The organism is Pseudomonas sp. YA1, from assembly GCF_058680555.1.
The window spans coordinates 40240-52517 of record NZ_JBZWBG010000008.1; the positions used below are offsets into that span (position 1 = coordinate 40240).

Below are 12278 nucleotides of genomic sequence, written 5' to 3' on the forward strand. Positions count from 1 at the left end.
AGCCTGAGCGCTCGCGTCATTGAGGGCGCCGGCCGGCGCCGCCTACCCTGCGGAACCACTGACCGCAGGGAGTCCCCGTACATGCAACGGCAGATCTTCGAGACCGAACACAACCTGTTCCGCGATGCCTTCCGCGCCTTTCTCGACAAAGAGGTGGTGCCGCACCAGGACGCCTGGGAAGAGGCCGGGGTGGTCGACCGCGCTGTCTGGAGGAAGGCGGGGGAGATGGGCTTCCTGCTGCCCTGGGCGGACGAGGAGTACGGTGGCGCCGGGCTCAAGGACTTCCGCTACGAGCAGATCATGTGCGAGGAGCTGGCGCGGATCAACGAGCCGGGCTTCATGATCCCGCTGCACTCGGCGTTGTGCGGGCCGTACATCGCCGAATACGGTAGCGCCGAGCAGAAGGCCCGCCTGTTGCCGGGGATCGTCCGTGGCGAGACCATCCTCGCCGTGGCCATGACCGAGCCGTCCGCCGGCTCCGACCTGGCCGGCATGCGCAGCACCGCGGTGGACAAGGGCGACCACTGGCTGCTCAACGGCTCCAAGGTGTTCATCTCCAACGGCCTGCTGGCCGACCTGGTGATCGTCGCGGCGAAGACCGATCCGGCGAACAAGCACGCCATGGGCCTGTTCCTGGTGGAGCGCGGCATGCAAGGCTTCGAGCGCGGGCGCAACCTGAAGAAGCTCGGCATGAAGAGCCAGGACACCGCCGAGCTGTTCTTCAACAATGTGCGGGTGCCGAAGGAAAACCTGCTGGGCGACGCCAAGGGCGGCTTCTTCTACCTGATGAACATGCTCGCCCAGGAGCGCCTGACCAACGCCTGCGGCGCGGTGGCCGGGGCCGAGGCGGCGTTGCAGGCGACCATCGACTACGTGAAGGAGCGCCAGGCCTTCGGCCGGCCGGTGGCGCACTTCCAGAACACCCGCTTCAAGCTCGCCGAAATGCGTACCCAGATCGACGTGGCGCAGGTCTTCACCGACCGCTGCGTGATGGACCACAACCAGAAGAAGCTGTCCCCCGAGGTCGCCGCCGAAGCCAAGCTGTTCACCACCGAGCTGCTGGGCAAGGTGGTCGACGAAGGCGTGCAACTGCATGGCGGCTGGGGCTACATGTGGGAGTATCCGATCTGCAGGATGTACGCCAACGCCCGCATCCAGCGGATCTTCGCCGGTACCTCGGAGATCATGAAAGAGATCATCAGCCGCGGCATGAAGCTCTGACGCCACGGCCATGTCGCGCCGCGCGGCGGGTGGATAGGCTGCTCGGCAGGCGATCCCGACCAATGCCCGGCGACCCAGAGGAGGGAGCATGAAAGGCCCGTTGTCATCGTTGAAAGTGCTGGATTTCTCGACCCTGCTGCCGGGGCCGTTCGCCTCGCTGCTGCTGGCCGACATGGGGGCCGACGTGCTGCGCGTGGAGTCGCCCGGGCGCATGGACCTGGTGCGGGTGCTGCCGCCGCACGTCGACGGCACCTCGGCCAGCCATGCCTACCTGAACCGCAACAAGCGTTCCATCGGCCTCGACCTGAAGCGGCAGGGCGCACGCGAGGTGGTGCTGGAGCTGGTACGCGAATACGACATCGTCCTCGAACAGTTCCGTCCGGGGGTGATGGACAAGCTCGGCGTCGGCTACGAGGCGCTGAAGGCGGCGAACCCGCGGCTGATCTACGTGGCCATCACCGGCTACGGCCAGACCGGGCCGTACCGCGAGCGCGCCGGGCATGACATCAACTACCTGGCGTTGGCCGGCGTCGCCAGCTACACCGGGCGCCGCGAACGTGGCCCGTTGCCGCTGGGGGTACAACTGGCGGACCTCGCCGGCGGTTCGCTGCATGGCGTGATGGGCCTGCTGGCGGCGGTCATCCACCGGCAGCAGACCGGCGAGGGGCAGTTCGTCGACATCAGCATGACCGACTGCGCCTTCAGCCTGAACGGCATGGCCGGTGCAGGCTATCTCGCGGCCGGGGTCGAGCCGGAGATGGAGGCGCTGGCGCTGAACGGCGGCAGCTTCTACGACTACTACCGCACCCGCGATGGCCGCTGGTTCTCGGTGGGCAGCCTGGAACCGCAGTTCATGCAGCAGTTCTGCGCCGCCATCGGCCGCCCGGAACTGGCCGCCCGCGGCCTGTCGCCGAAGCCGGAAGAGCAGCGGGCGCTGAAGCGCGAGATCGAGATGGAGTTCGAGAAACGCGACTTCGCCGAATGGCAGGCGGTGTTCGCCGCCCTGGATGCCTGCGTGGAGCCGCTGCTGCCGCTCTCCGAGGCGCTGGAACACCCGCAGTTGCAGGCGCGCGGGCTGGTCGCCCGGGTGCCGCTGGCGGACGGCGGCAGCCAGGCGCAGATGGCCTGTCCGATCAAGTTTTCCGCCGGCCTGCCGGCGCCTCGCCACATCGGCGCGGCGCTCGGCGCCGACACCGTGGCGGTGCTCGAAGGCCTGGGCTACTCCGCCGAACGGATCGCCGAGCTGAAGGCGGCCGGGGCCATCGCCTGAATCACTCGCGGAGCACTTCGCCGGTGAACACCAGGGTCGCCTTGCAGCGCCGGCAGTAGTAGCGGCGCCCCTTGGCCACCAGGGTGTGGCGTTGCGGGGAGAACGGGAAGTCGTTGTGCTCCGGGCAATGGCAGCGGTACAGGTAGCGGGTGGTGGCGCGGCGCTTGACCGCGTAGGTGTGGCAGCGGTCCGGCGGCAGGCCGTAGATGCCACGCATGATCAACTGCCACTCCTCGCCGTGGGGGCGGATGCGCGGGCCGAACAACTGGTGCGCGATCAGGTGCGCGACTTCGTGGGCCACGGTCTGTTCCAGGAAGTGCTCGCGGTTCTCGCGGTACAGCTGGGGATTGAAGCGCAGCAGGTTCTCGTCGAGGTGGGCGACCCCGGCTTTCTGGCCGCGCAGGCGGAAGCTGACGGTCGGGCGGGGGAAGCTGCGTTGGAAGAAGTGTTCGGCCTGCCGATAGCAGGCCTCGACGCGGGCGTTGAGGTGTTCGGGCATTCGGGAAGACTCCAGCAGCGGGCGATTATGCCGGAGACAGGAGGGCGGGCGCAGGCGTCGGGACGACCGCTCGTCCGGGGTGCAGGATCAGGCAAGCGCGGCGGCGGGCAAGAAAAAACCGGGCGGCGGTTGCCCGCGGCCCGGTCGTACGATGCGTTCGCTGGACGTCAGCTGGTGTATTCCGGACCGACCCCGCTGCCCCAGAGGATCACCGACAGGGCGATCATCGCCACCAGCACCACCAGGCCCACCGCCAGCACCGAGCTGGAGAACAGGAAGCCTTCGTCCTTGTGGATGTTCATGAAGGTGGGAATCCCCACGTAGAGCAGGTAGACCGTGTAGCTGATCGCCGCCACCCCGACGATCATTCCCAGCCAGAGGTGCGGATACAGCGCCGCCAGCCCGGCGATGAACAGCGGCGTGGCGTTGTAGGCGGCGAACACGATGCACTGGGTCAGGCTCGGGTTGGCGTCGTAGGTCCGCGCCATCCAGTGGATGAACGCGCCCATCACCGCCACCCCGGCGAGCATCGCCAGGTAGGTGAGGACCGTCATCTGCAACGCGCTGGCCTGGGTCAGCTTGACCGGATCGCCGCCGCCGACCACCCAGCCGACCTGGGTCGTGCCGATATAGGCGGAAATCGCCGGAATGGCAGCCAGGATCAGGATATGGGTCAGGTACATGTGGCTGATGCTTTCTTCTTCGCCACGGATTTCCTGCCATTCCTGATCGGGATGGGTGAAGAGCCCCCATACATGATGGATCATGCCGTTTCCTCCTCGTTCTTATGTGGTCGCCCCCCAGCGAAGCGCCGGGCGCGCATGGACAGCGCCACCCGGTGCTCGGCCGACCTATGCGACCTTATGTCGCAGTATAGGAACGGCCCGAGCCCGCGTCGCTCGCGAGGTTAGAGCAAATCGAAGCTTCACGGCCGGCTGTAATAGCGTTGCAGTATTTCCATCGCCTTGTTGATCGATTGCAGGCGCGCGGTGCTGCCGCCGCGGTCGGGATGGTGCTGGCTGACCAGTTGCCGGTAGCGCAGCTTGATGGCGGGATAGTCGACCGCGCCCTCCAGCTCGAACAGGGCGAGGGCGGCGGCCTTCTCCTCGCTGCCCTGCATGCGCGTCCAGAAACTCTGCAGCAGCCGCTCGACGTCGGCCTCGCTGGTCTGGCCCAGGTGGCGCAGGTCGAGGTAGTAGTCGCGCAGCGGATCGCCCTGTCCCAGTGCCTGCGTGCCGGCCACGTAAGGGTGCAGGCACAGGTTCAGCGGGCTGATCTCCAGATGCGCCTCGCGCTCGGCCCAGAGGTGGTCGCGCAGGTGGTAGAGCGCGTTGAACAGGAGGAAATGGGTGCGGAACAGCACCAGCTTGTCGGCCAGTTCGCGATGGGGGATATGCGTCGAATGGCGGGCCTTCAGCAGCTGGATCAACTGGTATTCGGAAAGCCCCTCGGGATGCTCGCGCAGCAGGCAGTGGATCTGCTCGGCGAGGTCGAGGCGGTGGTCGAGGTCGGGAGTCATGGGGCAAGACTAGCATCGGGCGTCGGGAGGGGCTGGGGTCGGCGTCGCTTTGTGCGTAAAATAGCCAGCTTTTCTCCTCGAACACCCGGATTCCAGAGCACCATGGGCACCCTTTCGGTCAATCAGAACAAACTGCAGAAGCGCCTGCGCCGCCTGGCCGGCGAGGCCATCACCGACTTCAACATGATCGAGGATGGCGACAAGGTCATGGTCTGCCTGTCCGGCGGCAAGGACAGCTACACCATGCTCGACATCCTGCTCTACCTGCAGAAGGTCGCGCCGATCCGCTTCGAGATCGTTGCGGTGAACATGGACCAGAAGCAGCCCGGTTTTCCCGAGCACGTCCTGCCGGAGTACCTGAAGTCGATCGGCGTGGAGTACCACATCGTCGAGAAGGACACCTACTCGGTGGTCAAGGAGAAAATCCCGGAAGGCAAGACCACCTGCTCGCTGTGCTCGCGCCTGCGCCGCGGCACGCTGTACACCTTCGCCGACGAGATCGGCGCGACCAAGATGGCCCTCGGTCACCATCGCGACGACATCCTCGAGACCTTCTTCCTCAACATGTTCTACGGCGGCACCCTGAAGGCCATGCCGCCGAAGCTGCTGGCCGACGACGGGCGCAACGTGGTGATCCGGCCGCTGGCCTATTGCAGCGAGAAGGACATCGAGGCCTATTCCCAGCTCAAGGAGTTCCCGATCATCCCCTGCAACCTCTGCGGTTCGCAGGAGAACCTGCAGCGCCAGGTGGTCAAGGAAATGCTGCTGGAATGGGAACGCAAATCGCCGGGGCGTACCGAGATCATGTTCCGCGCCCTGCAGAACGTGGTGCCGTCGCAACTGGCCGACCGCAACCTGTTCGACTTCGCCAACCTGCGCATCGACGAGAACGCCGCGCCGCGCTTCCTCGACGTGATGAACCTCTGAGCCGCGCCGCCGGTCAGTTCTTCCCTACGGTCTGCAAGGATTCCCGATGCGCGACTACGCCTGGATGTACGAATACTGCCTGAACCGCTTCGGCTCCAGGGAGGCGCTGGAAGCGCGCCTGCCGCAGCCGAAGAGCGCCGCCGAGCTGTGCGCGCTGGGTGACGACCGCTACCTGTCGCTGATCAGCCTGCGGATCTTCCGCGCCGGCCTCAAGCACAGCCTGGTGGACGCCAAGTGGCCGGCCTTCGAGGAAGTGTTCTTCGGCTTCGATCCGCAAAAGGTCGTGCTCATGAGCGCCGAGCATCTCGAGCGGCTGATGCAGGACGCTCGCCTGATCCGCCACCTGGGCAAGCTCAAGAGCGTGCCGCGCAATGCGCAGATGGTGCTCGACCTGGCCCGCGAGCATGGCAGCTTCGGCAACTTTCTCGCGGATTGGCCGGAAACCGACATCGTCGGCCTGTGGAAGCTGCTGTCCAAGCGCGGCAACCAGCTCGGCGGCTTGTCGGCGCCGCGTTTCCTGCGGATGGCCGGCAAGGACACCTTCATTCCCAGCGACGACATGGTCGCCGCGCTGAAGGCCCAGGAGATCATCGACAAACCGCCCACCAGCCTCAAGGACCTGGCGGCCGTCCAGGGAGCCTTCAACCAGTGGCGCGAGGAGAGCGGCCGGCCGCTGTGCCAGCTGTCGGTGATGCTGGCGCATACGGTCAATCACTGAGCTAGAGGCTCAGCCGACCGCTGCCGGTCCTCCGCGCGAGGACCAGCACCCGCGCCGCGACGGTGCCTTCGGCGGGGTTGCCGAACTATCGCCTGGACGTGGGCAGCCTGTGCATCCCGTCGCTGCGCGAGCGTCCCGGCGATGTGGAACTGCTGGCGCGGGCCTTCGTCCGTCGCGATGCGCGCAGTCTCAACCCGCGTGTCACCGCCCTTGGCGAGCGGGCGCTGGCGCAACAGGAGCGCAACCTGATAGAAGACGCCTTGCGCCAGGCGCGCGGCAATCTCTCCCGGGCCGCCGCCCGGTTGCGGATACCGCGCACGACCCTGCTCGGGCGCATGCGCCGGCTCGGCTTGCCGGCTTCCCTCGATCCGCCAGCCTGACAGGAGCCAACCATGGACAGCCACAGCCCGATCGCCACCGTCGCCCAGGCCCTGCGGCGCGCCGAACGCATCCTGGTCATCACCGGCGCCGGCCTCTCCGCGGACTCCGGTATGCCCACCTATCGTGGCCTCGGCGGTCTCTACAACGGTCGCACGGAAGAGGGCCTGCCGATCGAGGCGGCGCTTTCCGGACCGATGCTGCGGCGCGATCCGGCGCTGTGCTGGAAGTACCTCGCGGAACTCGGCAAGGCTTGCCTGGCGGCCCGGCCCAACGCCGGCCACGAAGCCATTGCCGAGTTGCAGAAGCGCAAGCCGGAATGCTGGGTGCTGACCCAGAACATCGACGGCTTCCATCGCCAGGCCGGCTCGCCGGCCGAGCGGCTGATCGAGATCCATGGCGAACTGGCGCCGCTCTACTGCCAGTCCTGCGGTGCCGAGAGCGGCGGCCTGGAGGAACATCTGCACGGCCAGTTGCCGCCGCGCTGCGCGGCTTGCGGCGGGGTGCTGCGGCCACCGGTGGTGCTGTTCGAGGAAATGTTGCCGGAAGAGGCGATCGATACCCTGTACCGCGAATTGCGCAAAGGCTTCGATGCGGTGCTGGTGGTGGGAACCACCGCGAGCTTCCCCTATATCGTCGAACCGGTGCTGCGCACGCGGCAGGCGGGAGGCTTCACCGCGGAGGTGAATCCTGGCGTGACCGAGCTCAGCGAGCGGGTCGATGTGAAAATGACAGGACGAGCCTTAGACATCATGCCGCAGGTGGTAAGTCACATTTATCGATAAAAAACTTGCATAGGATTGATCGAGAAGGCAAATTAGCCCGCTAGTAAAACTAATGAGACACGGTCGTGCCCATGCTTAAACGCTTAGCACCCCTCGTGCCCATGAGTTTCGTTCTGCTGCTGGCCGCTTGCGCCAGCCATTCGCCGGAGCCGCAGGTCGCCAAAGAGCCGACCGCAGCCAAGAGCAGCATCGACGTCGAACGCGACGCGATCGCTTGGCAGGATGTTGAGGACGAAGGGGCGGACAATTCATCGGCTGGTACGCCTGCGCTGGCGTCCAGCATCCTCGAGCGCGCTTTCGAACTGATCGGTACGCCGTACCGTTTCGGCGGTACGACGGCGAAAGGCTTCGATTGCAGCGGCTTCGTCGGCTACCTGTTCCGCGAAGAGGCCGGCATCAAGCTGCCGCGCTCCACCCGCGAACTCATCGATATGGACGTGCCGCTGGTCTCCAAGGACGAGCTGCAGCCGGGCGACCTGCTGTTCTTCAACAACCGTGGCCGTGGCCGCGTCAGCCACGCCGGCATCTACATCGGCGATGGCCAGTTCATCCATTCCGCCAGCCGCCGCGGCGGCGGGGTGCGGGTGGACAGCCTGGACTCCAGCTACTGGAGCCTGAGCTACATGGAAGCCAAGCGGGTGCTCGAACCCGGCTACAAGGACGCCCTGACGAGCAAGCGCTAAACTTAAAGTTTTACTTTAAGTATTGCGTTTAACTCCTTGTCGTAGCAAAGTGGAAGCATTCCTCACCAGGAAGGCTTCCACTATGCATGCACTGGCCCGATTCTCGATCCTCGCCTTTGCTGCGCTGCTTACCGCCTGCGCCAGCAAAGCGCCGCCCCCCGCGCCCGCCAAACAGGTCGTATTCCGTCCGGCGACGAATTTCTCGCCCGCCGCCGACGATGTGCTGTTCCGTGCCCTCGGCCTGGTCGGCACGCCCTACCGCTGGGGCGGCAACACGCCCGATTCGGGCTTCGATTGCAGCGGCCTGATCAACTTCGTCTACCGCGACATGACCGGCATCAAGCTGCCGCGCTCGACCCGCGAGATGATTTCCATGCGCGCGCCCAGCGTGCCGGTGCAGGCCCTGCAGACCGGCGACCTGGTGTTCTTCGCCACCTCCGGTGGACGCACCGTGAGCCATGCCGGCATCTACGTCGGCGAGGGTCGCTTCGTGCATGCGCCGCGCACCGGCGGCACGGTGCGCCTGGACAGCCTGCAGAACAGCTACTGGCAACGCGCGTACCTGGACGCCAAGCGCGTGCTGGTCGCGCCGTCACCCTTGGCGCGGATGCCCTGAGGCGGGGAGGTCAGGGCCGATGACCACCCGCACCCTCAACCTCGACGACAACCTCTACCGCTACCTGCTGGACGTTTCGCTGCGGGAAACCCCGCTGATGACCCGCCTGCGCGAGGAAACCGCGAAGCTGCCCAACGCGCGCTGGCAGATCGCCCCCGAGCAGGGCCAGTTCATCGCCTTGCTGCTGACCCTGATCGGTGCGCGGCGGGCGCTGGAGGTCGGCACCTTCACCGGCTACAGCGCCCTGTGCATGGCTACCGCCCTTGGCGAGCAGGGGCGCCTTACCTGTTGCGACCTGCCCGGCGACTACCATCTCACCGCGCGCCGCTACTGGCGCGAAGCCGCTGTCGAGGAGCGCATCGAGCTGCGCCTCGGGCCCGCCCTGGAAACCCTGCGTGCGTTGCTCGACGAAGGTCTGGCCGGGCAATTCGACCTGGCCTTCATTGACGCCGACAAGGCCAACTACCCCGAATACCTGGAGGCCGCGCTGGCGCTGGTGCGCCAGGGTGGGCTGGTGCTTTTCGACAACGTGCTGTGGAGCGGCCGGGTGCTCGAAGCGCAGCCGAAGAGTGCGGATACCCGCGGCATCCAGCAGCTCAACCTGGCGCTGAAGAACGACGCGCGGGTGGACTACTCGCTGCTGCCGATCGGCGACGGGCTGAGCGTCTGCCGCAAGCGCTGAGCGAGGCTCAGCGCACGCCCCACGGCGGGCTGCCCAGGGCCTGCTGGAGAAACTGGACGAACAGCTTCACCTTCGGCGAGAGGGTTGCCGCTCGCGAATACATGGCGTAGATCAGGTCGTCCAGCGGCCGCTCCTGCGGCAGGGCCTCGACCAGCCGGCCGGCGGCCAGGTCCTCGGCGGCGATGAACAGCGGCAGCATCGCCAGGCCCAGGCCACGCACCGCGGCGTCGCGCATGGTCTGGCCGTTGTTGGTGTTGAAGCGTCCGCGCGGGGTGATCATCCGCGCCGGCTCGCCGGCCACCCGCGGCTCGAAGCTCCATAGCTGCGACGGGGTGTTGTGGCTGTAGCCGATGCAGGGATGGCAGAGGATGTCTTCAATGCGTTGCAGCGGGCCATGCCGTTCCAGGTATTCCGGGCTGCAACACACTATCCGGCGGCTGGTGCCCAGTTGGCGGGCGATCAGCGAGCTGTCCTGCAGGCGGGTGATGCGGATCGCCAGGTCGTAGCCTTCCTTCTCGAAGTCGACGATCCGGTCGTCCAGTTGCAGGACCACTTCCAGGCGCGGGTTACGCGCCATGAATTCCATCACCAGTGGCCCCAGCCAGAGCGTGCCGAAGCTCATCGGCGCCATCACCCGCAATTCCCCGCACAGGTCGTTCTCGCGCAGGGCCACGCTTTCCGCGGCGTTGTTCAGGTCCTGCAGCGAGGCCTTGGCCGACTTGTAGAAGAAGCCGCCGGCCTCGGTCGGCTCGACGTTGCGCGTCGAGCGGTAGAGCAGGCGCACGCCGAGGTGGCGCTCCAGGTCGCTGACGCGTTTGCTGATCACGGACTTGGACAGGCTCATGCGTTCGGCGGCGGCGCTGATGCTGCCCAGCTCGACCACGTTGAGGAAGGCCTGTATGTCTTCAAGGCGCAGGCTCATGGCGAATCTCGAAACAATCGGGAGGCAGACTGTCGCATGCGGGAGAACTCCTGGTAAGGGGACGCGCGCGTCGAACGTGCAGGAACGGCAATGGCAGGGCAAGCGTAGCGCGCCCGGGGAATGGCATTGTTCTGGTATCGAGAACACCGTTTTCGCATTTTGCCGGGCGGTAAATCGCTGTCGCTGTCACTACTCTTGATGGGCGGCGTGCGCTCCCGAGACCGCCCATGCATGCCTCCCAGGAGGCGCTTCGTTTCACACCGCGCGGCGACGGACGCCGCCCGAGACCGGAGAAACACCATGTCCTTCACCTACAAGCGACTCGACAAGAACGATGCGGCGGTGCTGTTCGTCGACCACCAGGCAGGCCTGCTCTCCCTGGTCCGCGATTTCAGCCCGGACGAGTTCAAGAACAACGTCCTGGCATTGGCCGACATCGCCAGGTTCTTCAACCTGCCGACCATCCTCACCACCAGCTTCGAGGACGGCCCCAACGGCCCGCTGGTGCCGGAACTCAAGGAAATGTTCCCGCAGGCCCCGTACATCGCCCGCCCCGGCAACATCAACGCCTGGGACAACGAGGACTTCGTCAAGGCGGTCAAGGCCACCGGCAAGAAGCAACTGATCATCGCCGGCGTGGTGACCGATGTCTGCGTAGCCTTCCCGACCCTCTCGGCGCTGGAGGAAGGGTTTGACGTATTCGTCGTCACCGACGCCTCCGGCACCTTCAACCCGGTGGTGCGCGACGCCGCCTGGGCGCGCATGACCGCCGCCGGCGCGCAACTGATGAACTGGTTCAGCGTCGGCTGCGAACTGCACCGCGACTGGCGCAACGACATCGAAGGCTTCGGCGCCATCCTCGGCGGCCACCTGCCGGCGTACGCCAACCTGATCCAGAGCTTCGGCACGAAGAAGTAAGCCGGCTTCGCCGCTGTCCCGGACACAAGGCACTCCGACCATCGGGTGCCTTGTGTCGTTTTCCGTCCAGGTGTTTTCATCGGAATGCCGCTTCGCCGGAACCCGAGGTTCCGGCACGCCCCCCATGCACAGGAGAAACCCCATGGCTACCCAGGTCGTCAACGCTTCCCTCGGCGCCACCCCTTACCGCGTGACCCTCGGCGACGACAGCCACCAGTGGCTGAGCGACGTGCCGGCCGCCCTCGGCGGCGGCGACAGCGGTCCCTCGCCGCACGAGATCCTGCTCTCGGCGCTGGGCGCCTGCACGGCGATCACCGTGGCGATGTACGCGCAGCGCAAGGAGTGGCCGCTGGAAGGCATCGACGTGCAACTGGACATCGTCGAGGAACGCACCAAGCCGGAGCCTTTCACCCATATCCGCCGCGACATCCGCCTGGCCGGCGATCTCGACGCCGAGCAACGCCAGCGTCTGCTGGAGATCGCCAATGCCTGCCCGATCCATCGTGTACTCTCCGGAGAGGTCAGCGTCAGCAGCCAACTGCGCGACTGAACCCCGCACACACATCGAGGAGCACGGCATGAGCGACGACATCAAGGTATTGGGCATTTCCGGCAGCCTGCGCAGCGGCTCCTACAACAGCGCGGCGCTGCAGGAGGCGATCGGCCTGGTTCCGCCGGGCATGAGCATCGAGCTGGCGGACATCTCCGGCATCCCGCTGTACAACGAGGACGTCTACGCCCTCGGCTTCCCGCCCGCGGTGGAACGCTTCCGCGAGCAGATTCGCGCGGCGGACGCGCTGCTGTTCGCCACCCCGGAATACAACTATTCGATGGCCGGGGTGCTGAAGAATGCCATCGACTGGGCCTCGCGGCCGCCGGAGCAGCCGTTCTCCGGCAAGCCGGCGGCGATCCTCGGCGCCAGCGCCGGGCGTTTCGGCACCGCGCGGGCGCAGTATCACTTGCGCCAGACGCTGGTGTTCCTCGACGTTCATCCGCTGAACAAGCCGGAAGTGATGATCTCCAGCGCGCAGAACGCCTTCGATGCCCAGGGCCGGCTGCTCGACGACAAGGCGCGCGAGCTGATCCAGCAGCAGTTGCAGGCCCTGCAGCTATGGGTGCGCCGCCTGCGCGGTTGAATGC

General features: G+C 66.3%; 15 protein-coding genes and 1 pseudogene. 12 read left to right on the forward strand and 4 right to left on the reverse strand.

Annotated elements, in window-relative coordinates:
• The first annotated feature begins 81 nt into the window (after positions 1-81).
• Both AC4OR5_RS12805 and AC4OR5_RS12810 read left to right on the forward strand, forming a co-directional pair.
• The gene (locus tag AC4OR5_RS12805; protein ID WP_003082447.1) at positions 82-1221 is read left to right on the forward strand and encodes an acyl-CoA dehydrogenase family protein; all 1140 of its coding nucleotides are present in this window, start codon (positions 82-84) and stop codon (positions 1219-1221) included.
• An 88-nt stretch (positions 1222-1309) separates the two neighbouring features.
• Positions 1310-2491, forward strand: coding sequence for a CaiB/BaiF CoA transferase family protein (locus AC4OR5_RS12810; protein WP_003082450.1), 1182 nt, complete (start codon positions 1310-1312; stop codon positions 2489-2491).
• A 1-nt stretch (position 2492) separates the two neighbouring features.
• Here AC4OR5_RS12810 and AC4OR5_RS12815 read toward each other — a convergent pair whose 3' ends face one another.
• The 3 genes from AC4OR5_RS12815 to AC4OR5_RS12825 form a co-directional block, all read right to left on the reverse strand.
• Positions 2493-2990 carry a SprT family zinc-dependent metalloprotease gene (locus AC4OR5_RS12815; RefSeq protein ID WP_003082453.1) on the reverse strand — a complete coding sequence of 166 codons (498 nt, stop codon included), beginning with the start codon at positions 2988-2990 and terminating at the stop codon, positions 2493-2495.
• A 167-nt stretch (positions 2991-3157) separates the two neighbouring features.
• The gene (locus AC4OR5_RS12820) at positions 3158-3757 is read right to left on the reverse strand and encodes a Yip1 family protein (protein WP_003082455.1); all 600 of its coding nucleotides are present in this window, start codon (positions 3755-3757) and stop codon (positions 3158-3160) included.
• A gap of 158 nt (positions 3758-3915) precedes the next feature.
• Complete coding sequence (locus tag AC4OR5_RS12825; RefSeq protein WP_034024468.1) at positions 3916-4509, reverse strand: DNA-J related domain-containing protein; 594 nt, start codon at positions 4507-4509, stop codon at positions 3916-3918.
• A gap of 102 nt (positions 4510-4611) precedes the next feature.
• On the opposite strand from AC4OR5_RS12825, the gene ttcA reads away from it, so the two are divergent.
• The 7 genes and pseudogenes from ttcA to AC4OR5_RS12860 all read left to right on the forward strand — a co-directional run bounded on the left by ttcA (position 4612) and on the right by AC4OR5_RS12860 (position 9298).
• Entirely contained in the window at positions 4612-5436 is an 825-nt protein-coding gene (gene ttcA / locus AC4OR5_RS12830) for a tRNA 2-thiocytidine(32) synthetase TtcA (RefSeq protein ID WP_009315486.1), read from the forward strand.
• A 46-nt stretch (positions 5437-5482) separates the two neighbouring features.
• Positions 5483-6154, forward strand: a complete 672-nt coding sequence (locus AC4OR5_RS12835; RefSeq protein ID WP_003109213.1) for a DNA-3-methyladenine glycosylase I — start codon at positions 5483-5485, stop codon at positions 6152-6154.
• A gap of 86 nt (positions 6155-6240) precedes the next feature.
• Positions 6241-6534, forward strand: a pseudogene (locus AC4OR5_RS12840) (helix-turn-helix domain-containing protein); the annotation flags it as partial.
• Positions 6535-6546: 12 nt separating this feature from the next.
• On the forward strand, positions 6547-7317 hold the full coding sequence (locus tag AC4OR5_RS12845; RefSeq protein ID WP_023106975.1) for an NAD-dependent deacylase: 771 nt from the start codon (positions 6547-6549) through the stop codon (positions 7315-7317).
• Between the two features lie 65 nt (positions 7318-7382).
• A complete protein-coding gene (locus AC4OR5_RS12850; protein ID WP_003082470.1) occupies positions 7383-8000 on the forward strand; it encodes a C40 family peptidase in 618 nt (205 codons plus the stop codon).
• An 82-nt stretch (positions 8001-8082) separates the two neighbouring features.
• Positions 8083-8616 (forward strand): C40 family peptidase, encoded by a 534-nt coding sequence (locus tag AC4OR5_RS12855; protein ID WP_003086623.1) that lies wholly within the window; start codon positions 8083-8085, stop codon positions 8614-8616.
• 19 nt (positions 8617-8635) lie between these two features.
• A complete protein-coding gene (locus tag AC4OR5_RS12860; RefSeq protein ID WP_003086626.1) occupies positions 8636-9298 on the forward strand; it encodes an O-methyltransferase in 663 nt (220 codons plus the stop codon).
• A 7-nt stretch (positions 9299-9305) separates the two neighbouring features.
• Here the strand turns inward: AC4OR5_RS12860 and AC4OR5_RS12865 are convergent, their stop codons facing one another.
• The gene (locus AC4OR5_RS12865; RefSeq protein ID WP_058160310.1) at positions 9306-10220 is read right to left on the reverse strand and encodes a LysR family transcriptional regulator; all 915 of its coding nucleotides are present in this window, start codon (positions 10218-10220) and stop codon (positions 9306-9308) included.
• Between the two features lie 300 nt (positions 10221-10520).
• Between AC4OR5_RS12865 and ycaC the strand changes: the two genes are divergently transcribed.
• From ycaC to AC4OR5_RS12880, 3 genes are all read left to right on the forward strand, one after another.
• Positions 10521-11138, forward strand: coding sequence for an isochorismate family cysteine hydrolase YcaC (gene ycaC, locus AC4OR5_RS12870; RefSeq protein WP_003082476.1), 618 nt, complete (start codon positions 10521-10523; stop codon positions 11136-11138).
• Positions 11139-11280: 142 nt separating this feature from the next.
• Complete coding sequence (locus AC4OR5_RS12875; protein WP_003086631.1) at positions 11281-11688, forward strand: OsmC family protein; 408 nt, start codon at positions 11281-11283, stop codon at positions 11686-11688.
• Between the two features lie 28 nt (positions 11689-11716).
• Positions 11717-12274, forward strand: a complete 558-nt coding sequence (locus tag AC4OR5_RS12880) for an NAD(P)H-dependent FMN reductase (protein WP_003082483.1) — start codon at positions 11717-11719, stop codon at positions 12272-12274.
• Positions 12275-12278: the final 4 nt, after the last annotated feature.

What these genes read in the sequence shown, in the direction of transcription:
- AC4OR5_RS12855 (WP_003086623.1), top strand. Translation starts at nt 8,083, where the DNA reads ATGCATGCACTGGCCCGATTCTCGATCCTCGCCTTTGCTGCGCTGCTT.
- AC4OR5_RS12875 (WP_003086631.1), top strand. Translation starts at nt 11,281, where the DNA reads ATGGCTACCCAGGTCGTCAACGCTTCCCTCGGCGCCACCCCTTACCGC.
- AC4OR5_RS12880 (WP_003082483.1), top strand. Translation starts at nt 11,717, where the DNA reads ATGAGCGACGACATCAAGGTATTGGGCATTTCCGGCAGCCTGCGCAGC.
- AC4OR5_RS12820 (WP_003082455.1), bottom strand. Translation starts at nt 3,757, where the DNA reads ATGATCCATCATGTATGGGGGCTCTTCACCCATCCCGATCAGGAATGG.
- AC4OR5_RS12835 (WP_003109213.1), top strand. Translation starts at nt 5,483, where the DNA reads ATGCGCGACTACGCCTGGATGTACGAATACTGCCTGAACCGCTTCGGC.
- AC4OR5_RS12825 (WP_034024468.1), bottom strand. Translation starts at nt 4,509, where the DNA reads ATGACTCCCGACCTCGACCACCGCCTCGACCTCGCCGAGCAGATCCAC.
- AC4OR5_RS12805 (WP_003082447.1), top strand. Translation starts at nt 82, where the DNA reads ATGCAACGGCAGATCTTCGAGACCGAACACAACCTGTTCCGCGATGCC.
- AC4OR5_RS12860 (WP_003086626.1), top strand. Translation starts at nt 8,636, where the DNA reads ATGACCACCCGCACCCTCAACCTCGACGACAACCTCTACCGCTACCTG.
- ycaC (WP_003082476.1), top strand. Translation starts at nt 10,521, where the DNA reads ATGTCCTTCACCTACAAGCGACTCGACAAGAACGATGCGGCGGTGCTG.
- ttcA (WP_009315486.1), top strand. Translation starts at nt 4,612, where the DNA reads ATGGGCACCCTTTCGGTCAATCAGAACAAACTGCAGAAGCGCCTGCGC.
- AC4OR5_RS12865 (WP_058160310.1), bottom strand. Translation starts at nt 10,220, where the DNA reads ATGAGCCTGCGCCTTGAAGACATACAGGCCTTCCTCAACGTGGTCGAG.
- AC4OR5_RS12815 (WP_003082453.1), bottom strand. Translation starts at nt 2,990, where the DNA reads ATGCCCGAACACCTCAACGCCCGCGTCGAGGCCTGCTATCGGCAGGCC.
- AC4OR5_RS12810 (WP_003082450.1), top strand. Translation starts at nt 1,310, where the DNA reads ATGAAAGGCCCGTTGTCATCGTTGAAAGTGCTGGATTTCTCGACCCTG.
- AC4OR5_RS12845 (WP_023106975.1), top strand. Translation starts at nt 6,547, where the DNA reads ATGGACAGCCACAGCCCGATCGCCACCGTCGCCCAGGCCCTGCGGCGC.